Genomic DNA, 25728 nt, shown 5'->3' with positions numbered 1-25728 from the left:
TGCGCTGTGGTCGAACTCCGTACGTACCGTGCTGACTTGCGGATGGTTCGTGGCATTGGCCGGGGCAGTGCGATCAGGTCGGGAAGAGCTCCGCCTCGTGGCCCATCACGGCGATCCGCCTGCCCTTCATGTCGCCGACCTGGGCGACGGCCTCCGCCCACTCCGCGCTGGCCAGCGCCTTCCTCAGGTCCTCCGGGGAGTCGAAGCCGAGCACCGAGAGCCCGTCCCAGCCCTCTGAGCGCTGCTCCAGCGCGGCGTCGATCTCGGTGTGCCGCCAGGAGCGCAACCCGGGGAGCCGCCGAGTCAGCTCGGCGTGGTCGTTGCGCCACCAGTCGATGAAGCGCTGGTGGCTCCACTCCGGGGGGCGTGCGGCCAGCAGGACGAGGTTGTACATGATGGTCCTCTCTGGGGGCCGAGTGACGGTCAGCTGAAGCGGATCTCCGAGGAGCGGCCGATCAGCAGCCGCTGCAGCCTGCCCTCCCCGTCGATCCGGCCGGCGGCGACGAAGCTCGCCTCGGGGACTCCCGAGCGCCGGACCTCGCCGAGGAAGACCTCGTCCCGGCCGAGGGTCGTCGCCGACAGCCGGTGGTGGGTCCGGGTGCCCCGCTCCCGCTGCTTGAGGTAGCCGACCAGCGCCTCGCGGCCGCCGGCGAAGTCGGTGGCACCGCCGTCCCCGGTGGAGAACAGGATGGAGAGCGAGAAGTCGTCACTGATCAGATCGAGGATCCGGTCCGGCTCGTCGCTGTCGAGGATCGCGAACCAAGCGCCGAGAAAGGGCGCGGTCTCGGGTTCCGGCCCGGGGCGGCTGTCGGCGCCCTGCCCTCCGTCCCAGTCCACGAGCTCGAAAGAGGTGGTGAAGAAGGACTGGTAGCGGGCGAGCCGCCCACTGGGGGCGACCACCGCGGAGGACTGGAACGAGCCGGAGTACTTCCCGGCCTCGGTCACCACCCCGTACACCGTCTCGACGTCGCCGTCCCGGCTGTGTCGGAGCACGCGGTGCCTTCTGTCCACCGGATTGCGCCCGGCGATGTACGCGGCGAAGTCCGTCCGGGAGGAGCCGGAGTGCTCCCTGCCGGGAACGGAGATGAAGAAGCGGAAGTCGGGTTCGAGCAGTTCCAGCGTCTGCTCCGGATCCGAGGCGTCCATGCTGGCCAGATAGGCGCGCAGCGACATGTGCCTGCCCCTCAACCTGAGTTAAATTCAATTCAGTTTGAATGGTAATCCGCGGTCAACACCACTGGCAAGGGCCCGTCACGACTTCTCTCCCCCGCCGAAACGACGCTAAGGCCCCCGGCGGAGATCCACCAGGGGCCTTGGGAGCAGACGGCGTCAGCTGCCGGCGACCATCCGCACGCAGGCGCCCTCGATCAGCTCGCTGATCTCGGAGAGCGGGGTCGGCCCGGACGGCCGGTACCAGCGCCAGACCCCGACGATCAGCCCGAGCACGCTCACCCCGAGCAGCTGGGCGTCGCGCAGCGGGAACGCCCCCTGGGACATCCCCCGGACGATCAGGTTGGTCCAGTCCCGCTCGACCAGCTGGACCAGCTGGCGGGCCGCGATCCGCTCGGCCTCCTCGCGCTTGGACTTGCGCGGGCCGGCGAGCAGGTCCATGTGGTTCTGCAGGATGCGCATCTGCAGTACCTCCTGCTCGGAGACGTCGTAGGCCGCGCGGACGGCCGCCCGCAGGGCCTCGACCGGGTCCTCGACCTCCGCCGTGGCCTCGGTGAACTTGTCGTGCGAGCGCTGGAGTTCGAGCCGCATGATGGTGAGCAGGCAGTGCGTCTTGGACTCGAAGTAGTGGTAGAGCGCGGTCTGGCCGATACCGACCCGCTCCGCCACGGTGGACCACTTGGTGGCCTCGAAGCCGGTGTCGCCGAAGCAGTCCACGGCGGCCTCGAGGATGGCGGCGCGCTTGGAGCGCGGCCCCGCCTCTGGTTCAACGATCCGTGGCATGATCCCTCTCCCGGCCATCTGCTGCGCCCGCCGTGTCCGTGCCTGAGCCTAACCTCAAGTTGAACTCAGTTGCCAATCACTCGCGGGGATCAGCCACGCTCGATGATCGTCGCGTTGGCCATCCCTCCGCCCTCGCACATCGTCTGCAGCCCGTAGCGGGCGCCGGTCCTGCGCCGCTGGTGGACGAGGGTGGTCATCAGCCAGGCGCCGGTGGCGCCGAGCGGATGGCCCAGGGCGATCGCCCCGCCGAAGGCGTTGACCCGCGCGGGGTCCGCGGCGATTTCCCGCTGCCGGGCCAGCACGACCGGCGCGAAGGCCTCGTTGACCTCCACGAGATCGATGTCAGGGATCGTCAGACCGGCCCTGGCCAGCACCTTCTCGGTGGCCGGGATCGGCCCGGAGAGCATCGGCACCGGATCGGAGCCGACCTCGGCCGTGCTGTGCACCCGGGCCAGCGGGGTCAGCCCATGCCGGCGCACCGCCGCCTCCGAGGCGACCAGCAGGGCGGCGGAGCCGTCCGAGATCTGGCTGGAGACGGCGGCGGTCAACCGCCCGCCCTCGATGAGGGCCCGGAGCCCGGCCATCTTCTCCAGGCTGGCGTCGGCTCGCGGCCCCTCGTCCGCCTCCAGGCCGAAGGACGGCACGATCTCCTCCCGGAAGGCCCCGTCGGTCTGGGCGACCAGCGCACGGCGGTGGCTGGAGAGAGCGAAGGCCTCCATCTCCCCACGCGAGACGCCCCACTTCCCGGCGATCAGCTGGGCACCACGGAACTGGGAGATCTCCTGCTCCCCGAACCGCTCCCGCCAGCCCTCCCCCGCGTACGGGGAACCGAACCCGGCCTACTCGCCCGAGGTCATCGGACTGCCGATCGGCACCAGGCTCATCACCTCCACCCCGCCGGCGACCACCAGGTCCGCGTGGCCGGAGCCGACCGCCTGGGCGGCGAAGTGCACCGCCTGCTGGGAGGAGCCGCACTGGCGGTCGATGGTGGTGCCGGGCACATGCTCCGGCAGCCCTGCCGAGAGCCAGGCGGTGCGGGCCAGGTTGCCGGTCTGCGCACCGATCTGGCTGACGCAGCCGAAGTAGACGTCGTCCACCGCGCCGGGGTCGACACCGGTGCGCTCCAGCAGCGCCCGCAGCACATGGGCGCCCAGGTCGGCGGGGTGGACCGCGCTCAGCGTGCCGTTGCGGCGGCCGCCCGGGCTGCGGACGGCTCCGACGATGAACGCTTGCGGCACGGTGCTCTCCTACATGTCGGCGGGGACGCTGAACTCCCCTGTCAGGGGGGTGAATCGAGGTGCGCGCTTGCCGAGGAAGGCGGCGACCCCCTCGCGTCCCTCCCTGCCCGAGGCCGCGACGGCCAGCGCGCGGGCCTCGCGGTCGAGGTGCGGGCCGAGCTCGGAGTCCAGCCCGGCGGCCACGAGCCGGCGGGTGGCGCCGAAGGCGGCCGTCGGTCCACCGCGCAGGGCTTCGGCGGTGCGCTCGGCCTCGGCCGATAGCTCGCCGACGGGAACGGTCCGGCTGACCAGCCCGAGCCCGGCGGCCTCGGCGGCGCTGAGCCTACGGTTCGTCAGCAGCAGCTCCAGCGCCCGCTTGGGGCCCAGCAGCCGGGGCAGGAACCAGCTCACCCCGGCGTCCGGGGAGTAGCCGATGGCGGTGTACGCGGCGGTGAACGTGGCGTCCTCGGCGGCCAGGGTCAAGTCCGCGGCGGCGGCCAGACCGATCCCCGCGCCCGCGACGGCGCCCTGCACGGCGGCGACCAGCGGGGCGTCCAGCGCGGCGAGGAGACGCAGGGCCTTGTGCAGCGCATCGGTCACCTCGATCAGGTGCCGCTCCAGTTCCGGGCCCTGGTAGCGGGCGAACTCCCGCAGATCGCCGCCGACGCAGAAGGACCTGCCCTCGGCGGTGAGGAGCACCGCTCGGACGGGCTCGCGGACGCAGGCGCGGGCCGCGTCCAGCAGTCCGCGGGCGGTCTCCAGACCGATGGCGTTGCCTGCCTCGGGCCGGGTGAGGGTGATCCGCACCAACCCGTCCTGGCGGAGCTCGGTGCGGACGCTCATCGGGCCGTCCAGCCGCCGTCGACGGTCAGCACCTGTCCGGTGCAGTAGGAGGAGGCGTCCGAGGCCAGGAAGAGCAGGGCGCCGTCCAGTTCATGGGCGCCGCCGCCGCGGCGCAGCATGGAGTTGCGCTCCACCCAACCGCTGGAGCGCTCGTCGGAGAAGAGTCCCTCGGTCATCTCGGTGCGGAACCACCCCGGCGCCAGCGCGTTGACCCGGACCCCGCGGCGGCCCCACTGTCCGGCCAGCTCGCGGGTGAGCCCGATCAGCCCGGCCTTGGAAGCCGAGTACGCGGCACCGCCGAGGGGGGCGGCGGAGACCAGGCCGAGGATGGAGGAGATGTTGACGATGCTGACGCCCGCCGTCGGCGCGGCGGCCTCCGCGGCCTCCGCGGCCTCGGCGACCAGCCGGGCCAGGTGGAACGGCGCCGTGAGGTTGACCCCGAGCACTCCGGCGAAGGCCTCCGCGGTCTCGTCCTGGGCGCGCGTCTCGCCCGGCACGGCCGCGTTGTTGACCAGGACGTCGATCCGGCCGGTCGCCTCCAGCGCGGTCTCCGCCAACCGCACCCGGTCGGCCTCGACGGACACGTCGCAGGCGACCGGGTGGATCAGGGAATGGGTGTCGGCCAGCTCCTTGAGCCGGTCGATCCGCCGGGCCGCCGCGAAGACGGTGGCGCCGGCCCGCGCCAGCACGGTGGCGAAGCGGGCGCCGAGACCGGCCGAGGCGCCGGTGACCACGGCGGTCCGGCCGGCCAGGGAGAAGAGCTCGGCGGCGGTACCGACCGCGTCGGCGGCGGTCATCCCTCGACCCCGATCGGCAGCGCGGTGGCTCCGCCGTCCAGCACCAGCGCCTGCCCGGTCATCCATGACGAGGCGTCAGAGGCCAGGAAGAGCGCGGCGTTCGCCACGTCCTCCACCGTCCCGAGGCGGCGCAGCGGAAGCTTCTCGGTGAGGATCGGCTCGCGCACCTCCCAGACCGCCCGGGCCAGCTCGGTCTTGATCAGGCCGGGGGCGATCGCGTTGACCCGGGCTTTCGGGCCCAGCTCGTACGCGAGTTGGCGGGTCATGTGCAGCATGGCCGCCTTGGTCGCGTTGTAGTAGCCGATATGCGGGTCGACGATCAGCCCGCCCACGCTGGCGATGTTGACCACCGCTCCCCCGTGCTCGGCCATCCAGGCCCGCCAGGCGCAGCGGGTCCAGGCGATCATCCCGTACTGGTTGACCCGGACGGTCTTCTCCGCCCGCGGCAGGTCCAGGTCGAGGAGGTCGCCGTTGTAGGGGTTGGTGGCCGCGTTGTTGACCAGGACGTCGATCCGTCCGAAGCGGTCCATCGCCTCGGCGGTGCAGGCCTCGGCCTGGTCCGGCTCGCCGGCGTTGGCGACCACGGTCAGCACGTCGCCGTCGCCCTTGGTGCGCAGCAGTTCCTCGCGCGCCTCGGCGAGCCCGGCCGCCTTGCGCGCGGCGATCACCACATTCGCTCCGGCCGCCCGGTACGCGGTGGCGATGCCGAGGCCGATGCCCCGGGACCCGCCGGTGATCAGGGCGGTCCTCCCCGCCAGGATGTCGCTGCTCATGCCTCTGCTCCCGCCTTCTCGGCCCCCGCCTTCTCGTCTTCCGCCTTCTTGTACGGGGCCAGCTCCTGGCGGGCGACCGTGCGCAGATGCACCTCGTCCGGGCCGTCGGCGATCCGCAGCGCCCGGGTGATCGCGTAGAGCCGGGCCAGTACGGTGTCGTCGCTGACGCCCGCCGCGCCGAAGGCCTGGACGGCCCTGTCCACCACCCGGTGGGCCACCTCCAGCGCGGCCACCTTGATCGCGGCCACCTCCATCCGGGCGGCCGCGTTGCCCCTGGTGTCCATCAGCCAGGAGGACTTGAGCACCAGCAGGCGCAGCTGCTCGATCTCGATCCGGCTGCGGGCGATCCACTCCCGCACCACCCCGCGCTCGGCCAGCGGCCCGCCGAAGGCGGTGCGCTCGGTGACCCGCTCGCACATCAGCCGCAGGGCCCGCTCGGCGAAGCCGACCGCGCGCATCGCGTAGTGCATCCGACCCGGGCCCAACCGCCCCTGCGCCAGGGCGAATCCCTCCCCCTCGCCGCCGAGGATGTTCTCCGCCGGCACCCGGACGTCCTCGAAGAGCACCTCGCCGTGGCCGCAGCGGTCGGTGTAGCCGAACATCGGCAGATCGCGGACGACGGTGACGCCGGGGGTGTCCCGGGGGACGAGGAGCATGCTCTGCTGCCGGTAGGTGGGCGCGTCCGGGTCGGTCTTGCCCATCACGATGATCAGCCGGCAGTCCGGGTCGAGGATCCCGGAGGTGTACCACTTGCGGCCATTGACCACGTAGTCGCCGCCGTCCCGGGCGATCCGGGTACGGATGTTGCGGGCGTCGGAGCTGGCCACCTCCGGCTCCGTCATCGCGAAGCAGGAACGGATCCCGGCGGTCAGCAGCGGCTTCAGCCAGCGCTCCTGCTGGGCCCTGGTGCCGAAGAGGGCGAGCAGCTCCATGTTCCCGGTGTCCGGCGCCGAGCAGTTGAAGACCTCGTTGCCGATGATGGAGCGGCCCATCTCCTCGGCCAATGGGGCGTATTCGAGGTTGCTGAGCCCCGCGCCCCAGTCGCCGTGTGTCATGAAGAGGTTCCACAGGCCCTCGGCCCGCGCCTGCTCCTTGAGCTCGGTCATCACCGGCGGCAGCGCGTGCGGGTCCGCCGCCGCGGCGATCTGCCGGTCGTAGACCGCTTCGGCCGGGATGACCCGCTCGTCCATGAACGCCCTGATGCGTCCCCGGAGTTCGCTCGCCCGTGGGGATAGTCCGAAATCCACGATTACCTCTCCTGCTGGTGCCTCGGCTGCGTCAGCCGAGGATGTCGCGCGCCGTGCGGATCATCGCGGCGATGGTCGGCGGCAGCCGTTCCTGGTCCGGGTCGTGGTGCTTGCCCTCGCGGTGCCTGCGCAGGTTGTGGCCCATGATCGCGGCCATCTTCATCCGGCCGAGGGCCCGGAACCACTCCATCTCCGGCGGGTCGTCACCGCCGTCGGCGTACGCCGCCAGCAGCTCGGCCTCGCTCGGCAGTCCAGGGACCGCCCGGCCCAGCCGGGGGAAGTTCCGGTGGTCGGCGAAGAGGAGGAACCAGCCCAGGTCGATGCGGGGATCGCCGAGGCTCCAGATCTCCCAGTCCACCACCGCCGTCGCCCGCTCCCCCGCGCACAGCACATTGCCGAGCCGGAAGTCGCCGTGCAGGAGCACCGGCGGCAGCGCCCCGGCGGGCACCTCATCGGCGAGCCGTTTCAGCAACTCCTCGCCGCCCGGACGCAGTTCCTCCGGCACGGCGTGCATGGTGCGGCTCCACCGCTCCAACTCGTCCGCCGTGTCCAGGGGTTCTGGCGTGCCGAGCTCCGGGGTGCGCACGTCCACGGCGTGCAGCCGGCGGAGCACCCGGGCGATCTCCAGCATCCGGACCCCGGCCGTCGCCCCCGGCACCGCGGGCTCGTCGAGCACCGGCTCGACAGCCTCGCCTGGCGCGAACTCCATGGCGAACCAAGCGGGTTGCCTTTCGTCCCGGCAGATCAGCCCCGGTACCGGCACCCCGCTGCCGGCCAGCGCCGCCAGCACCCGGGCCTGCCGCAGTACGTCGTTGCGGCCGACCGGCCGCTGCCCGGGCGGCACCGCCTTGACCACGTACCGGTCGTCCCCCGCCGCGACCGAGTAGGTCAGCCCGGAGTGCCCGCCGGGAAGCGCCCGCGGCTCCCCGATCTCAGCGCCCGGATGCAGCCCGGCGAGCCGGTCCCGGATCCTGCCGAAGAGTTCCGCGCTCATCGGACCGGCTCCTTCGGCAGGCCGAGCACCCGCTCGGCGACGATGTTGTGCTGGATCTCGTCGGTGCCGCCCGCGATGCTGTAGCCGGGGGCGCCGAGCAGGTGCTCGGTCCAGGAGTAGCTGCCCCACTCCCCGGTGTCCGCGACCAGGCTCGGTCCGAGCAGTTCGGCGACCAGGTCGCTCGTGCGCCGCATGGTCTCGGTGGCGTAGAGCTTGCCGACCGAGGCCTCCGCCCCCGGCTCCCGCCCGGCGACCAGCGCCGCCGTCACCCGGAGACCGATCAGCCGCTGGACCAGGGTGCGGACGTAGAGGTCCGCGGCCCGCACCCGCTCGGCGCCGGTGAGCGGCCTTGGCAGGTGCCGGGCGAGTTCGAGCGCCCGGTCGGCGTTGTCCAGGCCGAGGCCGCCGGAGTCCAGCCGCTCGGCGGCCAGCACGCTGAGCGTCACCCGCCAGCCCTCGCCGACCGGACCGAGCCGGTCCGCGTCCGATACCAGCACCCCGTCCAGATAGACCTCGTTGAAGCTGGCGCCCCCGGTCATCTGGCGGATGGGCCGCACGCTCACCCCGGGGGCGTCCATCCGCACCAGGAAGACGGTGATCCCGGCGTGCTTGCGCGCCTCGGGGTCGGTCCGGCAGACGGCCACGCCCCAGGTGGCGACGCGCGCCCCGGAGGTCCACACCTTGTGCCCGTCCAGCACCCAGTGGTCACCGTCCCGCACCGCCCTGGTGCGCACGGCGGCCAGGTCGGAGCCGGCCTCGGTCTCGGAGAAGAGCTGGCAGGCCAGCTCGTCGGTGCGGAGCATCGGACGGAGCCAGCGCTCCTTCTGCTCCTCCGTCCCCCAGATCCCGATCGCCGGAGCGACCAGGTGCTGGGTCACCGGGAAGATCTCCGTCCGGTGCGGTACGTCGAAGGCCGCCTCCTCGGCCCGGTACAGCTGCTCGTAGTACGCCGGAAGGCCGCGCCCGCCGTACTCCGCCGCCCAGTTGAGGGCGCCCCAGCCCTGGTCGTAGCGGGTGCGCTCCCACTCCTGGGTGCGGGCGGTGTGCTCGCGCTCCTGCTCCTCCGTCCAGTTCTCGAAGACGGCCGCCGAGTCGGGGCCGCTGCCCCACTCCCCCTCGGCCGGGCGCGGCCGGGCCGCGCCCGCCAGCCAGCGCCGGGCCTCGGCACCGAACTCCTCGGGTTCCGGGATTCCAGGCATCCTCTCCTCCACCTCCGTTCAGCGAGCCAGCGGGTCAGCAGGTCAGCGGATCAGTACGGTGCAGGCGCTGACGCCCGGCGCGCCGTACACATGGGTGAAGCCGACCCGAGGCTCCCCTGGGACCTGCCGTTCTCCGGCCGCGCCGCGCAACTGCTGCACGACTTCGTAGACCTGGCGCAGCCCGGAGGCCCCGATCGGCTCCCCGTTGGCGATGCAGCCGCCGTCGGTGTTGACCGGCAGCCGGCCGCCGATCGCGGTGCCGCCGGAGGCGATCAACCCACCCTGTTCGCCGTCCTCGCAGAAGCCGCACTCGGCCAGGTGCATCACCTCGGCACCGCTCTCGGTGTCCTGCAACTGGCAGACCTCGACGTCCTCCGGGCCGATCCCGGCCTCCTCGAAGGCGGCAGCCGAGGCGTCCCGGCTGACGCTGGTGAGTTCGCCGCCGGGGATCCACGGGCTGAACACCTCGAAGGAGCCGAACCGCCGGGTACGCACGGCCGCCGCGCGCAGAGCCACCGGCGACCCCGCCATCTCCCGGGCCGCCGCCGGCGAGCAGAGCACCAGCGCCGCCGCGCCCGCCGCCGGAGAGCAGAACATGAAGCGGGTCAGCGGATCGCTGACCATCCCGGAGTCCAGCACCTCGGCCGCGGTCACCGGCTTGCGCCGCCAGGCCTCGGGCGTCAACTCGCCGTTCCGGTAGGCCTTCTCCGCGACCTGCGCCAGGGTCTCGGAGGTGATCCCGTGATCGTGGATATAGCGGCGGATCTTCATGCCGAAGAACTGCGTGGTGACCATCAACCCGTCCCGGCCGTACTCCTCGCCCAGGCCCCAGTCCTCGGGGCGCGGGTCGAAGGCCCCGCGCGGGTGCTTGTCGAAGCCGACCGCGAGGACCACGTCCGCCATCCCCGCGCGGATCGCGTTGACCGCGGAGACCAGGGCGCTGCCGCCGGTGGCACAGCCGTTCTTGACGTTGACGAACGGGATTCCGGTGAGGCCGAGCCGGGAGACCAGGGTGTCCGCGAGCCCGGCGCTGTCGCTGCCGCCGAAGGCGGCCCGCACCCGGGACCAGCCGATCCCGGCGTCCGCGAGCGCGGCGCCGGCCGCCCGCACGGCCAGCTGCCGGCCGCTCTCCTCGGTGCGACCGAAGGGGGTCCGCCCGGCGCCGCAGACCAGTACCTCGGCGCTCATCCGCCCTCCTTCCGTGCGTCGCCTGCCGCGAGCGCCCTGGCCCGTGGGACGCCGCCGTCCTCGCCCGGTCCGAGTTCCAGCGGCATCCCGATCCGGATCGCCTCCAGGTCCACGTCCAGAACGGCCGCCACCCGGACGCCCTCGGGCAGCTCGACGTAGCCGACTCCGAACGGCCGGAAGCCGCCCGAAGGCGCCTGGTACGGCGGGGATTTGGGCGCGTACCGCTGCACCGTCCAGGTCCACAGGGTGCCCGCGCCGCTCAGCGCGACGGGCTCGGCCGGCCCCCCGCAGCGCGGGCAGGACTCCTCCGCGGGGCAGGCGGTCACCGAGCAGGCGCCGGCGCAGCGTGAGCCCCGGAGCCGCGCCTGCGAGGCCGCCTCCATCGGCCTCAGCGCCCCTGCCACTTGGGCTCGCGCTTCTCCAGGAAGGCCGAGACGCCCTCGTTGGCGTCCTCGGAGTTGAGCGCCACCCCGACCGCAAGGTGCTCCATCACCATCAGCGACTGGGTGTCGGCGTCCAGGCTCCGGTCGATGGTCATCTTGGTGAGCCACATGGTGAACGGGCTCTTGTCGGTGAGGTTCGCGATGAAGGCCTCGACCGTCTCGTCCAGCTTCTCGGCGGGGGCGTGGTCGTTGATCAGCCCGAACTCGGTGGCCTCGATGCCGGAGAGTAGCTTGCCGGTGAGCATCAGTTCCTTGGTCTTGCGGATGCCGATCATGCGCGGCACGCGGTAGATCGGGCCTGCCCCGCCGAAGAGCGCGCGGCGGATGTGGAAGTCGCCGATCTTGGCGTCGTCCGCGGCTATCGCGAAGTCGCAGGAGATCATGATCTCGAAGCCGCCCGCGGTGACGTGCCCCTCCAGCACCGCGACCGACGGGGTCTTCATCGAGTACAGCCGGTCGCAGACCTTGGCGGACTTCACCGCGACGTCAATGGCGTTCGACTTGCCGACGAACTCCGACTTCAGGCTGTCCAGGTCGAAGCCGGAGCAGAAGGTGCCGCCCCTTCCGCGGAAGACCAGGACGCGCAGCTCCGGGTCGGCGTCGACCTCGGTGATGATCTCGTCCAGCCGGTCCAGGATCGGCACCGTCACGCAGTTCTTCTTCCACGGCCGGTTGAGCCAGATCCGCGCGATGTGACCGTCGCGCTCGAACTGGATCTCGTCTTCCACTGCCATCTCCCGACCTCCATGTTGAACTGAACTGAATTCACTATGAGCCTGAAGGATGTAGAGGGGACTGTCAAGACCCATGAACATCAAACCGAATCTAATTCAAAGTCTTCCCTGCGAAGGACGCTGGACGTGGCCAGGACAGGCGTGACCCGCGCCCCGCCCACGGCGCAGCGGCCGGGAGTGCACATCCCCGCCGGCGACACCGGCGCGGCGCGGGGCTACCGCGCGCCACTCGTCCGCTTCGCCATCGCGTCCAGCCTCTTCGACGGGCGCGACGCCTCGATCGACATCGTTCGCAGGATCCTCCGCCCCCAGGGCGCGAAGGTGATCCGCGGCCGGAGTCCATCCGGGCCGCGGCCGGGCGGCCGCCGGACGGCGAAGGTCGGATGTCGGTGGGCGTCGCGGCCCCGTCCTGCGTAGCCCTCGGCCCGCAGGCGAACTGCCAGATCGCCGTGCGCGTACACGCAGCCTTGTGCTCGCCGCAATGGCGCTTGTTCCTGACGGGGCCGGCCATCACCAGAAGTGGCTGCCGGCCCTGGACGTCCTCGACAACTTACTCGCCCGTCGCGCAACTCGCAGGCACCGGACGAGGACGGCAGCGAAGGGTGCGACGGCTGATGGCGGCTGGACCGGTGAGGCGGGCAGAAGAGCCTGAAAGGGGTTTGCCCGCCTCCTCGCCCCGTTGCCTACGGCGGGGTGTCAGGCCGCCTGGCGGAAGGCCGGGCGAGGTCTCAGTCCACGCGGACATGACGCCTGTTCCGCCGGATCCGGTCGATCAGATTCTGCGGATCGAGTTCCTCGCGCAGTCCCAGGAGGTAACCCGCAGGCGAACGGCGAGAGGCAGCGACGCGAGTGCCCGCACGCCAGCCCGCACTCACGAAGCAGGCGGCGATCGCACCGGCTTCAAGAGCGCTCTCCGAGAGGCTGCTGTGGCCCGAAAACGTCGTCCCCAGGACGGACAGCACGATCGGCACCTCAGGAGTCTTCAGAGAGAAGACCGCCCGAACCGGTTCGAGACGCTGCGAGCGCAGACCTCGTTCAAGGTCACCGAGCAGGGTACGGATGTCTCGGTCCGCCGCCATTTCCATCCGCGCGCGCAGAACTGCCGGATCCTGGCCTGCGGCCGACTCGGCGAATGAATCCGCCAGTTCGGTGACATGCCGGCGGAATGCGTCGAACTCGTCCGCCAAGGCCCGGCGGGCCTCCACGATGTGCTGGACCGGGACGTCTTCCAGGCCGCGCGGCAGCACGGCCCGCAGCGCCACCACCGCGTACATCGCCTGCGGGTCCATGCCGGTGCGGTCGTACGGTGCCGGCTCGCTCCCCCACCCATGGGGGTGCCCGGGGAGGCCCTGCTGATCCGTCACCATCGCCATGTTGTTGGCATCGGCAACCTTGCGGGCGAGCGCGGTCATGTAGACGTGTGCGAGGCGGCGCTCCAACCGCACCCACGGCTTTCCGGCTTCATCGGCAGAAACCACCGCGATGCCCCGGTCCAGTACCCATCCCGGGAGGTGAAAGTCGCCGCTGCACTCGGACTCGATCCATCGATAGGGCCAGGTGAGCGGCATCCCCGGGACCTGAGGGTACGGAGGACCGTCCAGTAGGTATTCCTCGGTGGTCTCTCGTGACGGCGCCTCCTGCGGGCGGCGCGCCGGATCTTCCCACGTGCCCAACCAGCGGACGAAGTCCTCCACGACGCGACGGCCGTACGGTTCGGGGTCCACGTCGACGAAGAAGTCCAACTCGTCATGAAGCACCCGGGCTGTTCGTGAGTCGCCGGCGGGGTAGTCCGACGTCATCAGGCGCGCGATCCTGGGCCAGTACAGTGCGGCGGCCTTCAACCATGTCTCGTCCTGGACGAACACGTCCGGGTAGTAGAGAGCGATGTCGGACACGATCAGCCTCCCCTGTGGCCTACGGACTGCGTGCGCGGACGCCGGCTGGTACGGACCGCAACGTCATCACCCTGGCAGGTGCACGCGGCGCACGGAATGGGCCCTGCCCTCCCGAAGCCGCCTCGAAGCGACAAGTGGCTCCGTGTCATGCCTGTCGCTCTCTCCGCTCGGTGGCACATGGTTCGTCGTCGCAACGCCTGTCTCCACCGCCGACCGGAACCCCCGACCACCAGATCGACGCTCCCCTGGGCGCCGGCGTCGACCTGGATCACATCCACGTCGAAAAGGCCGGCCGCGCGAAGGCGTCTAGGCCCGGACTGGATCTGGTCCTGCAACTGCTATGCGAGGGCGACCAGGTCACCCGACTCGACCGGCTCTCCCGGCCCCGTGGTACACCTGATCAGCCTCGGCGCCCGGCTGTACCGGCGCGGCATCAGCCGGCACCTCACCGAGCAGGCCCTGGAGCCTGCCCCCGGCAGCCCAAGAAGCCCGCGTCGGCGAAGCCGTGACAGACGCCGGGCGCTGCCGCTCATTTTCCGTTCCGATTCTCCCCGAGGGCCGTGATGGGCAGTCGGAGCGGGAGGCCGGCGTGTTCGAGCATTCGGTGGACTGCGGGGCTGGCGGCGCTCAGGGTCAGGCTGCGGTTGCTCGCGCGCAAGGCGTGGCCGTAGCCAAGGATGGCGTCCAGGCCCGCTTGGTCGCACCAGGTGACCTCGGAGAGATCCAATTGCAGGTGCCGGTGTCCCTGTTCGATCAAGTCGGTGAGCGCGTCGCTGAGTTTGGCCACGTTGACCGCGTCCAGCTCCCCGTGCAGGGCGAGCCTGGCATTGCGCGGGTCGAGGTGGATGAGCAAACGATCCATGCGAACCTGCTCCCGCTAGACGCTCCTAGGCCCAACGCGGGTGCAACTGGGTCCGGTTGACTCTATGGCGTGACCCGAGAGGGGGCAAAGTGGGTGTTGACGGCGGGGTGCGGAGCCTCGTCGTGGTCCCTGTCCGGGCCATCAATACGGGGGGCCGGGCCGGACAGGGGCCGAACATCAGGGCGCGGTTTGGCCCACTTCGCAGAGATCGTCGGCTGCCGACGATTCCGGTTCCGCCGCCGCGGCATGGTCTCTCGCGGGGCTCGCGGACGGGGAAACGGATGCAGGGGCGGACCGGTCCGTCCCCGCAGGGAGTGTCCCGAAACGCTCCCCTGGCCTGCCCCTGCACTCGCCCGGCCCCTCAGGCAGTTGATCTTGTTCCGAGACGGGTAACAGCCTGCGCCGCGGAAATCGACCAGGGTGCGGTGTTCACGGTAGGCGGTGGCCGCCTCGCCGGGGGCCGCTTGAGCTAGCCGATCCAGGGTCCAGGACAGGAGCTTGTCCACGGTCCGGGGCGTCAGGAAGTCGTGGTTGAACCAGACCAGGCCGGCCTGCCGGTGGCGAGCGCCGTCTTGGCCAGGGCCCAGGCGTCGACGTCGCCCAGGAAGGCCTGGACCGTCGGGCGGGAAGGTCATGGATCGCTTTGGGAATCTGTCCGCCTCCGCCTCTGGTCGCAGTACGGTCGAAGCCGGTTGCTGGGCTGGGGGGTCGGGATGTTGGCCGAGGAGTTCGAGGCGTTGGCCGGTGCCGGGGCTGAGACGGTGGTTCGGGCGGCGGGCACAAGGGAGTGGCCGACGGTGCGCGCGCAGGTGGCGGCGTGGTTCGGCCGCAGCGACCGGCACCGGCACACGGTGGCCCTGGAGCGCTTGGACGCCACGGCCACGGCGCTGGGGCAGACGGATCCTGCCGGGCCCGCCCCGGAAGAAGAGGCCCTGCAGGTGTGGCGTCTTCGCTTCCACGACGCTCTTGAGGAACTGGAGGACGCGGCGCAACGCATCGCAGTCGCCGATCTGGGGGCGCTCCTATCCACCCGCCGCGTCACGGAGACCTCAGGCGACCCGGGCGCCTCGGGGGCGTGAGGGCAGGCTCGGGGATCCGCCGTTCATGGGTCACCTCACACGCTGCGCGGGTCTGGCGCGGGAGTCGCCTCGGTGATCAGGGGGAGTGCTGGGTGGTGCCGTCGGCACGGGCGCGCAGCTCTTCCAGGACGACGGAAGGCAGTCGCCATCCCCGTCAGCGACCCCCTCCCCGCGCGGTGCGGCGACGCATGGCAAGGAGTGTGCCACCGAGGGCGGTAAGCATCACCGCGCCGAGGGCCGCAGGAATGGTCGCGGTCGCACCTGTTGCGGCGAGCGCCGGGCGCCGCGGTCGGCCGGCCAGCGGTGGCCGGAGGTTGTGCGCGGAGGGTCGGCGAGCCGGCGCGGGTGCGGGCGCCTGCTTCGGCTTCACCCGGAGCGAGGTGGCGGCGGCGACGGTGGTGGGGTTGCCGTCGTTGATCAGGCGACCGGTGACATGCAGCTCCCCGGCGGGCAGGCCGGGTGCCAGCGTGAGCCGGAAGGGCACCGTCGCCGTCTCGCCCGGATTCAGGGTGCCGCCGGGCAGCGGGAGTTCGGTGTAGAGCGTGCCGTCGGCGGCGCGTCGGACCGGGTAGGTCTTTCCGCCCGCGGACACCGTGAGGTCGGACGGGGTCAGCTGGGAGATGCCGGAGAAGGTGACACGGGCGGTCGCGTGGATCACCCGGATTCCGTCTTGGGGCGAGGTGAAGGACAGGGCCACCGGCCCGCCGGTGCCGGCCTGAACGCTGGAGGGAGCGGTGATCTCCGCCGAGGCGCGGCCGGTCACCGCGAAGTTGTAGGTCGTGCCGTCGATGGTGACGTCGTCCACGTTGGCGCGCAGCGTCTGGCTGGTGTCGGCGAAGGTCCCGATGTTCAAGAAGGTGCGCCCCACAAGGGTGTCGCTGCCGAGAGCCTGGAGGTAGTCGTCGAGGGTGTGGTCGCTTCCTGCGGTGAAACCGCCGACCGCCCGCGAGGTGCGCCATAGGGACTGGGGGGTGTTGGTGTAGGTCTGCCAGGTGTCCTCCCTCGGTGTCCCGTTGAGCTGGGGCTGGTAGCTGAGGGTGGTGAGGAAGCCCCCGGCGCTGGTGTAGAGCTCCAGCTGCAGGTTGACGCCGAACGGGGCGGATGCGGGGCTCGTGCCGCTGCTGTCCACGCGCACCATGTAGCCGAGCGCGTCGTGGGCGACGGTGCGCAGGAGTACGCCGGCCGGGGCGAACACGTGCACCAGCTGGGCCCGCGGCCCGGAACCGTCGACCGCAAGCAGGGCACTGCCGTCCGAGTGCACCGGATCGGCGAGGGCGTCGATCCGGGCGGTCCCGCTGCTGTCGCTGGAGATGTCCCAGGATTCTCCCGCGCCCAGGGAGGTGACCGTGGTCGAGGTGGCGGCCTGGGTGGAGGCTGCGGCCGGGAAGAGGAGGAGCAGCGCTGCTGCACCTGCTCCGACTGCGATTCTGAAGGGCACCACGGGCTACGGCCTCTCATGGATTCGGGTGGCGAGGACCAGGAAGACCCCAGAGGGATACCCGCGGATGACGCACCATCAGATGAAAAGACAGGTAATCACCCAAGTGACACGTTCGTCCGTGACCGAGACGCCATACGTCTCGGACGCAGTCGCACCCGTAGGGGTGATGCCGCCGCGAGATCGCCGTCGTGGGCGGCCGGCGGCAGAGTTCGTACCGGCACCCCAGATCACCGAAGCATTCTTCGAGGTCGGCGGCCAGTACCGGCGCAAGGCCTGAGCGCCTCAACGCCTGACGGTCAGGGTCGTGCGAGCGCCGCCGCCCGTCCCTCCCCGACGGCGTGGGCGATCCGGCGGGGGACGAGGCAGTCGCCGATCGCATGGACGGTCTGGTGGGGCTCCGGGGCCCACTCCGGCCTGCGGGCGAGGCGCTCGCCGACCGTCACCAGCAGGTCGGCCGCGGCCTCCACCGTCCTGCCGTCCAGCTCATGACGCAGGTGCAGCCCGCCGACGGCCGACTCGACGGCCGTCCACAGCGCGCGGACCCGCAACGGGGCACCGGCCAGCCTGTGCAGCAACTGGGTGCGGTTCTCCGCCGACAGGCCGGTGGCGAAGCCGTTGCCGGGAGTGATCAAGGTGACCTCGGCCGCACCGGCCGCGATCGCGCACTCCACCGCGCTGATCCCCTGCCACCATCCGAACCCGTCGTCCAGCACGGCGATCCTCGGTGCCCCGGCCACCAACTCCCGGTGCCGCCGGAGGAAGTCGGTGCTGGTGACGGTCGGCAGCTCGCCCGGTATCGGGACGACCGCCTCCTCGGCACCCGTGGCCAGCACAACCCGGCCGTACCCAGCGAGTTCGCCCGCGTCCGGCGAGACCCCGAGGAGCATCCGCACCCCCAGGTCGGCCAACCGCTCCCGCTGGTAGTCGACGAAGGTCTGCCAGCCGGGACGGTGCGGAGCAAGCGAGGCCAGGCGGGCCTGGCCGCCCGCCTCCGGCGCGGGATCGTAGACGGTCACCACGACTCCGGCGCCGGCCGCCGTCATCGCGTATTCCATCCCGGCGGGCCCGGCTCCCAGCACCGCGACCGCGTCGCTGCCGGTCCTGGCGCGCGTACCCGGACGGGCGACCAGCAACGGTAGAGCGGGGCGGCGCTCGGCCCCGGGTGGCGCGAGGTCGGGGTTGACCGCGCAGGACCCGGTCGGTTCGAACGTGCGGCAACCCTCGTTGCAGCCGGTGCAGGGGCGGATGGACCGCTCCTCTCCGGAAATCGCCTTACGGGCGAAGTCGGGGTCGGCGATGAACGGACGGGCCATCCCGACCAGGTCGGCCCCTGCCACGAGTGCGGCTTCGATGTCGGTCGCCGAGCGGAAACCCTGGCTGATCAGCAGCGGCGCCCGGACGGCAGCCCGCAGCCGCCGCACGGAGTCCAGCAGTGGGGGGCGCGTGGTGGCCATTCCGGGGACATAGGTGTTGCGGACGCCGGTGGTGATGTTGGCGTAGCTGAAAGGCGCGGCCGCGTACAACCGGGGCAGCAGCTCCAGCAGGTCGTCCAGGCCGAGCCCGGAGTCCGCTCCCGGCTCCACGGAGACCCGTACGCCAAGGACGGCTCCCTCCCCCGTCTCGTCCCGAATCGCCTCGATCACCTGAGCGAGCAGGGCGATCCGGTCACCGTACTCGTCGGTCCGCCTGTTGTTCGTCCGCGAGAGGAACTGCGCCAGCAGATAGCCGTGGCCCGCATGAAGCTCCACCCCGTGGAATCCGGCCTCGACGCTGTGACCGGCGGAGATCCGGAAGGCCTCCACGACACCGCGCGCCTCTGCCGTGCTCAGCGGGCGCGGGGCGGCGGCCTCCCGGGGCGAGCGCACGGCCGCCGCGGACACCGGAGGGTAGTAGGTCCCGGCGCCCAGGGTCTCCCGGCCGAGGTGGACGAGCTGGGCGACGGCCAGGGCGCCGCGCCCGCTGATCGCCTCGGCCCGCCGGCGGACCGCGTCCACGGTCTCGGGGCGCCAGGCCTCGGTGAGATAGCGCATCGGCAGCGTTGATTCGGGCGCCACGGCGGTCCCCCCGGTGACCACCATCCCTGCGCCGCCCTCGGCGAGGCGCCGCCAGTAGGCCACGTCCTCCGCCGTGGGAGCGCCGTCCGCGACCGCGGCGGTGGCGTGCGCGGTGGCGACCAGGCGGTTGCGAAGGACGTGGCCGCCGAGAGTGAACGGCTCGGCGAAGGTGCGGTGGGCGCCCGATGCCATCCCGGTCTCCTCGCTCATGCGGCGGACGGACCGGACTCGGCACCCAGGCCGATCAGTTCGGCCAGCTCGGCCCGATTGCGGTCGGCGGTGCCGAACAGCGCCTCGGCGCTGCGCGCCCGCCGGACGTAAAGGTGCGCCGGATGCTCCCAGGTGAATCCGATGCCGCCGTGCAGTTGGACGTACTCGGCGACGGCCCGGCGGAAGGTCGCGGAGCACACCACGGCGGCGGCCCGGGCAGCCAGCGGCAGTTCGGTCGAGGCGCCGGCGGCGCAGGCGGTGGCGAAGGCCGAGGCCGAGCGCGCCGCCTCCAGCTCCACCAGGACGTCCGCCAGTCGATGCTTGACCGCCTGGAAGGAGCCGATGGGCCGTCCGAACTGCTGCCGCTGCCGGACGAATTCGACGGTGGCGCCCAAGGCGTGGCCGCTTCCGCCCACCTGCTCCGCGGCCAGCCCGGCCCGCCCGGCGTCCAGTGCCGCCGCGACGGCCGCCCGCGTCTCTTCCGCCGTCCCCACGGCCAGCGCGGGGGCCCCGCGGAACTCCACCCGAGCCTGCCGGCGCGTCTCGTCCAGGACCCGCAGCGGAGTGCGGGCGGAGGTGCCGGCCGACGGCTCGCAGGCGAACAGCGCGGGGCCGGCCGGGGTCGCGGCGCGGACCAGGATCAGTCCGGCCTCAGCTCCGTCCAGCACGAAGTCCGCGTAGCCGCGCAGCAGCGGCCCGGACGCGCCCTGTTCGGCGGTCACGCCGGTCGCCCTGCCCTCGAAACCCGCTACGGTCGCGGTGAGCGAGCCGTCCGTGATCCGCGGCAGATAGCGGGCGCAGGCCGACCGGTCCCCGGCCGCCAGCAGCGCCTGCCCGGCCAGCACCACGGTGGAGAGCAGCGGTCCCCCGTAGAGGACGCGCCCCGACTCCTCCAGGGCGACCGCGAGTTCGGCGAAGGTGTACCCGGCCCCGCCGTACTCCTCCGGCACGGCCAGACCATGCACGCCGATCTCACCGGCGAGCCGCGCCCATCGCTTCTCGTCGTAGCCGCGCCGGCTCCCGGCCTGTGCGCGGGCCTCCTCGGGCCCGCCGGCCTCGGCGAAGAACTCCCGTAGCACGGCCCGGAGTTCACCCTGCTCAGCACTCTCAGCGAGCAACCGCGGATCGATCTGGGGGCGTCGTGGGTCGGTGGCTTGCATGGGTTTCCGTTCCCCTTTCAGAGTTCGGCGGCGCTCGCCGCCGCGGTCAGCCCGAAGACCAGGGCGGAGGCGAGGCCGCCCGCGTACGCCCGGTGCCAGAGCCCACCCGTGTCGGAGCCGGCCGCGAGAAGGCCGGGGATCGGCCGCCCGTCCGCACCGAGCGCCCGCGCCCGGTCGTCGATGCGCACTCCGTGGAACGGGAAGGTGATCGCCGGCTCAGTCTCGATCACGTAGTACGGCGGCTCGTCGAGCGGGAGCCGGTCGAACTCGCGGCCGGGGGTGAGAGAACCGCTGCCCGCCGCCTGCTTGTTGAACCGCCGGACGGCGTCCCGGACCGCCTCCCCGCGGTAGCCCCACTCCTCGGGCAGCCAGGCGAGCTCGTCCAGGTCCTCGGCCAGCCCGACCCGGCCGCCGCGCTTGCTCGCCAGGGCGAACTTGTCCACGGCCACGGCGCCCTCCACGTAGGAGCCGCCGATCCAGTCGCGGAATACCCGGGCGTCGGCGATCAGCAGGCCTCGGCTCTCCGGCTGGTCGAGCAGGGCCATCGCGGTGAGGTGGTCGCCCAGCGTCTCGTCGGTGAACCGCTCGTTGCGGAGGTTGAGCAGCAGGGCGTGCTCGCTGTAGTAGAGCGTCAGATCGACGAAGTCGACGGGGTCGGCGAAGGGGATGCCGGTCGGCACGAGATGGCCGTAGAAGCCGGCGTCGGCCGGGCCGGCGGCCGCGCCCGCCGCCGTGGCGAGTCGGTAACCGGCGCCCCGGCTGTGCGGGTTGGCGCGCAGCCGCATCCGGTCGGCGTACGGGTGGACGTGCTCGGTGCGGAGGCCGAGGTCGCCCTGGAAGCCGCCGGTCGCCAGAAGGGTGGCGCCGGCCGAAATCCTCCGCCGACCGCCGCCGGCCGAGCAGAGCTCTGCACCGACCACCGCGCCGCCCTCGACGAGCAGCCGCTCGGTCTCCGTCTCCAGCAGCAGTTCGCCGCCGCCCTCCAGGACCAGCCGGCGGCAGGTGTCCGCATAGTGATTGGTGTCGAACTGATGGCCCCGGCCGAAGCCCAGAATGGGCTGGGCGTCCTTGGCCTCCACCCCGATCGAGCGGATCCAGGCGATGCCCGCGTCGAACCGGTCCACCAGCGCCCGCTTGAGCGCGGTGTCCCCGCGCGGATTCTGCCGGTCCATCACCTCGTGGCTCGGGGCCGTCCAAGCGTAGCCCGCGAACCGGGCGGAGCCGCCGACATCCGGACCGACCTCGGCGACCGCCACGCTCAGCCCGGCCCTGACGGCGCGGGCCGCCGCGGTCAGTCCCGCCATTCCCGCTCCGATGACCAGCAGATCGACCCGTTCCGCCTCCGCGCGCATGCGACTCCCTTCGTCGACCGGTCCGACCCGAAAAGCTAAACCGAATTTGGTTCATATCACAAGAGGGCGGTGAGACCGCTGCGCCCTCAGCGCCGGCACAGTCCCCCACTCAGGTCGCGGTGAACCGCCCGCCATTGGCCAGCAGCACCGCCCCGACCAGATTCGCCGCCGCCTCGCTCGCCAGGAAGAGCGCGATGTCCGCGATCTCCTCCGCCGTCGCGTACGGCCGCACCCGCGGATCCGCGAAACCGGCCCGCAGCGCCGCCGGAGTGCGCGCGGCCATCCCCGTGTCGGTCGGCCCCGGCGCGACCACGTTCACCCGAATCCCGGAGGCGATGACCTCCTTGGCCACCGCCTGACTCATCGCGTGGACGCCTGCCTTGGAGGCGGCGTAGTGGGGATAGCCGACGGGGGTGTCGAAGACCGAGGAGGACCCGATCACCACGATCGCGCCCGCCCCGGCCGGCCGCATCGCCCGGACGGCCGCCCGCAGCAGATGGAAGGTGCCGTCCAGATTGATCCGCATGACACGCCGCCAGGCCGCGTCGTCCAGTAGATGGGTCACCTCCGGCGGACGGCCGGAGGTGACCGCCTCCGCGATCAGCCGCTTGGCCGCCGGGTCGTCCACCCCGGCCGCGTGCACCAGCACATCAAGCCGTCCATAGCGGCCCAGCACCTCTTCGACGGCCGCGTCCACGGCCGCCGCGTCGGCCACGTCCAGAGCGACCGCCTCCCCCGCGGGCAACCCCTCGGCGACCGCCCGCGCACTGTCGCCGTCCACATCAGCGAGGACGACGCACCGCGCCCCCTCGGCGGCGAGTCCGCGGGCGACCGCCGCGCCCATCCCGGAACCTGCGCCGGTCACCATCGCGACCGCGCCTTGAAACCGCTCACCCACGCCTCTCGAACCCATGCGACCGATCCCTCCTCCTGCTGTACTGAACTGACTTCATCTCTGTTATGGTCCGAACTAAACTCGCTGGGAAGACCACTGACAAGACCCGGGAGGGTGCGGCATGAGGGCGCTGCGACTGCTGGAGTGGGGCAGGCGACCGGAACTCACCGAAGTGGAACGACCGGTACCGAAGGGCACCGAGGTGCTGGTGCGCGTGGAGGCTGCCGGCCTCTGCCGTTCCGACCTCCATGTGGCGGACAGCGCACCGGGGGACCTCCCCTACCGAACGCCGTTCACCCTCGGGCACGAGGTCGCCGGACGCATCACCGAACTCGGCCCCGACGCCGCCCCGGGCGGCGCTGCCGTCGCCGGCGAACGGGTGGTGCTCTACGGCCCGTGGGGCTGCGCCGAATGCGAGCGCTGCGCGGCCGGCCGGGACAACTACTGCGATCGCCGGAACACCCTCGACTGGCACGGAGTCGGGCTCGGCCGGGACGGAGGGATGGCCGAGTACGTCCTCGTCCCCTCCACCCGCTACCTGGTCCCGATCGGCGGACTGCCGGCCAGCCAGGCGGCACCGCTCTCGGACGCCGGGCTGACCTCCTACCACGCTGTGGCCGGGCTGAGCCGATCGCTCAGGGAAGGCGGCGGCAGCGTCCTGGTGATCGGCGTCGGCGGTCTCGGCCACCTGGCCGTCCAGGTCCTCAGCGCGACCACCCCGTGCCGGGTGCTGGCGGTCGACGTTCGGGAGGCGGCGCTCGCCCTCGCCCAGCGCTCTGGCGCGGACTTCGCCACCTTGATCCGACCGGACACCGCCGATGAGCTCCGGGCGCGCGCCGGCCACGCCCGCGCCCTGGACGCGGTGCTCGACTTCGCCGGCACCGAAGAGACGGTGGAACTGGCGACCCGGGTCCTGCGGCCCGGCGGCGAACTGGCACTCGTCGGCAGCGGCGGCGGGCAGCTGACGGTCCGGAAGCCCGGCTTCCTCCCGCCCGGCTTCCGGCTCTCGCTGCCGTTCTGGGGCTCCCGTGCCGAGCTCGCCGAGGTGGTCGCGCTGGCGCGGTCGGGGGCGATCCGCGTGGAGACTGAGGAGTTCCCGCTCTCCGCCGCGGCCGAGGCCTTCGGCCGGCTGCGCGCCGGCCGCGGGCGAGGCCGAGCCGTACTCGTCCCCGACGACGCCGCTTCCTGAAGCACCGTGCGTCCGCGCGCACCGGCGCGCGCACCCTGCGCACGCATCCGCAGAGCCGACGAAGGGAACCTCAATGCGTTTCGACGGAAGAGTCGCGCTCGTCTCCGGCGGAGCCAACGGCATGGGCGCCTCCCATGCGCGCGGGCTGGCGGCCGAGGGCGCCCGCGTGGTCGTCGGCGATATCGCCGATGCGGACGGGAGGGCCCTGGCCGCCGACCTCCCCGACGCGCTCTACCAGCACCTAGACGTGACCAGCGAAGAGTCCTGGCAGGCGGCGATCGGCGCGGCCGAGGAGGCCTTCGGGCCGGTCGACGTCCTGGTGAACAACGCGGGGATCTTCCACCCCGGCGGTGTCGAGGACCAGGCCCCGGAGCAGTTCCGGCGGATGCTGGACGTCAATCTGATGGGCTCCTTCCTCGGCATGCACGCCGTCCTGCCGGGCATGCGCGGGCGCGGGCGCGGATCCGTGGTCAACATCTCCTCGGCCGCCGGCATGACCGGCTTCGCCGGGGGCATCGGCTACGGCGCCGGCAAGTGGGGCGTACGCGGAATGACCAAGGCCGCAGCCCTGGACATGGCCGGGACCGGGGTACGCGTCAACTCGGTGCACCCCGGCGTGATCCGTACCAGCATGGGCCGGAGCGTCTCGGCCGAGCTCTTCGCCCATCAGCCGGTGCCTCGGATCGGCGAGCCGGAGGAGGTCACCCGCATGGTGCTCTTCCTGGCGAGCGACGACGCCTCGTACACCACCGGCGGCGAGTTCCTGATCGACGGCGGCCAGACCATCGGCCACGGCCGCGCGGGCTGAACACCGGTGGCAGCGGCCGGCGGGTCGGGCCCGTCGGCCGCCCGCGGGCCGCTAGAGATCCTTGCGCACGGTCAGCAGCGCCCCGATCCCTATCACACAGACCACCATCACGAAGAACGCCGGCGAGAGCTCGTTCCCCGTGTGCTGCACCAGCCAGGTCGCGATGTACGGAGCGGTGCCGCCGGCCAGCACCGTGCCGACGTTGTAGCCGAGCGCCATGCCGGTGTAGCGGACCCGACGCTCGAAGAGGTGCGGCCACAGGCTGGCCGCCGGGACCTGCACGACGGCACTGCTCAGCATGAAGAGCAGATAGGCCACCGCGGTCAGAGCGAGACTGTGCAGACCCATCAGCAGCATCGCCGGGTACGCGGTCACCAGGAATCCGCACAGTCCGACCAGCAGCACCCTCCGACAGCCGAACCTCGCGGCCAGCCGGCCGGCCGGTGCCATCAGCAGCACAGTGACCAGCGTGACGCCCGCCGTCAGCCAGAACACCGCTGTGGTCCCGTAGCCCAGATCGGTGGTCAGGTGGATCCCGATGTAGGTGAGGCCGAGGAAGACCGCGCCACCCTGCGCCATCGACAACCCCACGGACTGCAGCAGCGCCCTCCGGTGAGTGGCCAGCACCTCCCGGATCGGGGCAGCGGGGATGTCGGCCCGCTCGGCCGCCACCTTGAACTCCGGTGTGTCCTCGATCCGCATCCTGGCCCACAGGCAGAGCACGGTGAGCGGTACGGCGGCCAGGAACGGCAGCCGCCAGCCCCAGGCGGCCATCTGCCCGCCGGTGGTGAAGGCCGAGATGGCGCCGGCCGAGGCGGCGGCGAGCACGAAGCCGAAGTTGGAGGCGATGGGCGTGACCGAGCCGAGGAACGCTCTGCGCTCGGGCGGGGCCGACTCGTAGATGTAGGTGTAGGCACCGACCGACTCGCCCCCCGAGGAGATCCCCTGGGCCACTCTTGTCACGAAGAGCAGGATCGCCGCCGCCACACCGATCTGGCCGTAGGTGGGCAGCAGTCCGGTGAGGCTGCTGGCCACCCCCATGCACAACACCGAGGAGACCAGGGCCTTCCGCCGGCCCCACCGGTCGCCGATCCACCCGAAGAAGACGCCGCCGATCGGCCGGACCACCAGGCCGGTGGCGAAGACCGCCAGCGCGGCCAGCACCGAGGCCGTCGGATCGCTGCCGGGGAAGAACTGCGGGGCGATCGTCACCGCCAGATATCCGTAGACACTGAAGTCGAAGTACTCGATCAGGGTGCCGATGCTGCCCGCGAGCAGCGCCCGGCGCATGGTGCGCGGATCGTACGGCACCGCCCCCGCCCCGGGAGTGCTCGACCGCTCCGTCAAACTCATCGTCCCGATCTCCTTCCAGCGACACGGGCCGGTTCCCGGCCC

The 25728-nt window shown here is 72.0% G+C and carries 23 protein-coding genes and 1 pseudogene; 3 read left to right on the top strand and 21 right to left on the bottom strand.

Annotated features, from left to right (window positions below; genetic code table 11):
- Nucleotides 1-73 precede the first annotated feature (73 nt).
- From BS73_RS00980 to BS73_RS00900, 15 genes and pseudogenes are all read right to left on the bottom strand, one after another.
- Nucleotides 74-394 carry an EthD family reductase gene (locus BS73_RS00980; protein ID WP_037568536.1) on the bottom strand — a complete coding sequence of 107 codons (321 nt, stop codon included), beginning with the start codon at nt 392-394 and terminating at the stop codon, nt 74-76.
- Between the two features lie 29 nt (nt 395-423).
- The gene (locus BS73_RS39070) at nt 424-1173 is read right to left on the bottom strand and encodes a nuclear transport factor 2-like protein (RefSeq protein WP_235215228.1); all 750 of its coding nucleotides are present in this window, start codon (nt 1171-1173) and stop codon (nt 424-426) included.
- A 156-nt stretch (nt 1174-1329) separates the two neighbouring features.
- Nucleotides 1330-1953 carry a TetR/AcrR family transcriptional regulator gene (locus BS73_RS00965; protein ID WP_235215227.1) on the bottom strand — a complete coding sequence of 208 codons (624 nt, stop codon included), beginning with the start codon at nt 1951-1953 and terminating at the stop codon, nt 1330-1332.
- Nucleotides 1954-2042: 89 nt separating this feature from the next.
- A pseudogene (locus BS73_RS00960) lies at nt 2043-3191 on the bottom strand (acetyl-CoA C-acetyltransferase).
- A gap of 9 nt (nt 3192-3200) precedes the next feature.
- Nucleotides 3201-4013, bottom strand: a complete 813-nt coding sequence (locus BS73_RS00955) for an enoyl-CoA hydratase/isomerase family protein (RefSeq protein WP_037568533.1) — start codon at nt 4011-4013, stop codon at nt 3201-3203.
- The gene (locus BS73_RS00950; protein WP_037568531.1) at nt 4010-4810 is read right to left on the bottom strand and encodes an SDR family NAD(P)-dependent oxidoreductase; all 801 of its coding nucleotides are present in this window, start codon (nt 4808-4810) and stop codon (nt 4010-4012) included. Before BS73_RS00950 ends, BS73_RS00955 begins: the two co-directional genes overlap by 4 nt.
- A complete protein-coding gene (locus BS73_RS00945) occupies nt 4807-5583 on the bottom strand; it encodes an SDR family oxidoreductase (protein WP_037568529.1) in 777 nt (258 codons plus the stop codon). Before BS73_RS00945 ends, BS73_RS00950 begins: the two co-directional genes overlap by 4 nt.
- Nucleotides 5580-6830 (bottom strand): acyl-CoA dehydrogenase family protein, encoded by a 1251-nt coding sequence (locus BS73_RS00940; RefSeq protein WP_037568527.1) that lies wholly within the window; start codon nt 6828-6830, stop codon nt 5580-5582. The genes BS73_RS00945 and BS73_RS00940 overlap by 4 nt, the downstream gene beginning before the upstream one ends.
- Before the next feature lie 31 nt (nt 6831-6861).
- Complete coding sequence (locus BS73_RS00935) at nt 6862-7824, bottom strand: phosphotransferase family protein (protein WP_037568526.1); 963 nt, start codon at nt 7822-7824, stop codon at nt 6862-6864.
- A complete protein-coding gene (locus tag BS73_RS00930) occupies nt 7821-9023 on the bottom strand; it encodes an acyl-CoA dehydrogenase family protein (protein WP_037568524.1) in 1203 nt (400 codons plus the stop codon). The genes BS73_RS00935 and BS73_RS00930 overlap by 4 nt, the downstream gene beginning before the upstream one ends.
- 42 nt (nt 9024-9065) lie before the next feature.
- Nucleotides 9066-10211, bottom strand: a complete 1146-nt coding sequence (locus tag BS73_RS00925) for a thiolase family protein (RefSeq protein ID WP_037568522.1) — start codon at nt 10209-10211, stop codon at nt 9066-9068.
- A complete protein-coding gene (locus BS73_RS00920; RefSeq protein ID WP_322987231.1) occupies nt 10208-10615 on the bottom strand; it encodes a Zn-ribbon domain-containing OB-fold protein in 408 nt (135 codons plus the stop codon). Before BS73_RS00920 ends, BS73_RS00925 begins: the two co-directional genes overlap by 4 nt.
- Nucleotides 10600-11388 carry an enoyl-CoA hydratase/isomerase family protein gene (locus BS73_RS00915; RefSeq protein WP_037568518.1) on the bottom strand — a complete coding sequence of 263 codons (789 nt, stop codon included), beginning with the start codon at nt 11386-11388 and terminating at the stop codon, nt 10600-10602. Before BS73_RS00915 ends, BS73_RS00920 begins: the two co-directional genes overlap by 16 nt.
- 728 nt (nt 11389-12116) lie before the next feature.
- Complete coding sequence (locus BS73_RS00905) at nt 12117-13283, bottom strand: DUF6236 family protein (protein ID WP_037568514.1); 1167 nt, start codon at nt 13281-13283, stop codon at nt 12117-12119.
- Between the two features lie 529 nt (nt 13284-13812).
- Nucleotides 13813-14145 carry an STAS domain-containing protein gene (locus BS73_RS00900; RefSeq protein ID WP_037568512.1) on the bottom strand — a complete coding sequence of 111 codons (333 nt, stop codon included), beginning with the start codon at nt 14143-14145 and terminating at the stop codon, nt 13813-13815.
- 713 nt (nt 14146-14858) lie between these two features.
- Between BS73_RS00900 and BS73_RS34300 the strand changes: the two genes are divergently transcribed.
- Nucleotides 14859-15224: a hypothetical protein gene (locus BS73_RS34300; protein WP_152617468.1), complete on the top strand. Its 366-nt coding sequence runs from the start codon at nt 14859-14861 to the stop codon at nt 15222-15224.
- A 154-nt stretch (nt 15225-15378) separates the two neighbouring features.
- Here the strand turns inward: BS73_RS34300 and BS73_RS00890 are convergent, their stop codons facing one another.
- From BS73_RS00890 to BS73_RS00870, 5 genes are all read right to left on the bottom strand, one after another.
- Nucleotides 15379-16665: a hypothetical protein gene (locus BS73_RS00890; protein WP_037568511.1), complete on the bottom strand. Its 1287-nt coding sequence runs from the start codon at nt 16663-16665 to the stop codon at nt 15379-15381.
- 296 nt (nt 16666-16961) lie between these two features.
- Nucleotides 16962-18929, bottom strand: coding sequence for an oxidoreductase (locus BS73_RS00885; RefSeq protein ID WP_200886608.1), 1968 nt, complete (start codon nt 18927-18929; stop codon nt 16962-16964).
- Nucleotides 18926-20089, bottom strand: coding sequence for an acyl-CoA dehydrogenase family protein (locus BS73_RS00880; protein WP_037568507.1), 1164 nt, complete (start codon nt 20087-20089; stop codon nt 18926-18928). The genes BS73_RS00885 and BS73_RS00880 overlap by 4 nt, the downstream gene beginning before the upstream one ends.
- Before the next feature lie 17 nt (nt 20090-20106).
- Complete coding sequence (locus BS73_RS00875; protein ID WP_037568506.1) at nt 20107-21441, bottom strand: FAD-binding protein; 1335 nt, start codon at nt 21439-21441, stop codon at nt 20107-20109.
- Between the two features lie 109 nt (nt 21442-21550).
- Entirely contained in the window at nt 21551-22309 is a 759-nt protein-coding gene (locus BS73_RS00870) for an SDR family NAD(P)-dependent oxidoreductase (RefSeq protein WP_235215225.1), read from the bottom strand.
- Between the two features lie 148 nt (nt 22310-22457).
- Here BS73_RS00870 and BS73_RS00865 point away from each other — a divergent pair, with 148 nt between their 5' ends.
- Nucleotides 22458-23525 carry an NAD(P)-dependent alcohol dehydrogenase gene (locus BS73_RS00865; RefSeq protein WP_037568503.1) on the top strand — a complete coding sequence of 356 codons (1068 nt, stop codon included), beginning with the start codon at nt 22458-22460 and terminating at the stop codon, nt 23523-23525.
- 73 nt (nt 23526-23598) lie between these two features.
- A complete protein-coding gene (locus tag BS73_RS00860) occupies nt 23599-24333 on the top strand; it encodes an SDR family oxidoreductase (protein WP_037568501.1) in 735 nt (244 codons plus the stop codon).
- A gap of 51 nt (nt 24334-24384) precedes the next feature.
- On the opposite strand, the gene BS73_RS00855 is transcribed toward BS73_RS00860, so the two are convergent.
- On the bottom strand, nt 24385-25686 hold the full coding sequence (locus tag BS73_RS00855) for an MFS transporter (RefSeq protein WP_051938984.1): 1302 nt from the start codon (nt 25684-25686) through the stop codon (nt 24385-24387).
- Between the last annotated feature and the right edge of the window lie 42 nt (nt 25687-25728).

The sequence above is a fragment of the Phaeacidiphilus oryzae TH49 genome, assembly GCF_000744815.1.
In the GTDB taxonomy this organism is placed as follows: domain Bacteria; phylum Actinomycetota; class Actinomycetes; order Streptomycetales; family Streptomycetaceae; genus Phaeacidiphilus; species Phaeacidiphilus oryzae.
Note: the sequence above shows the minus strand (reverse complement) of the source record. Positions and strands in the feature narration are given on the sequence as shown.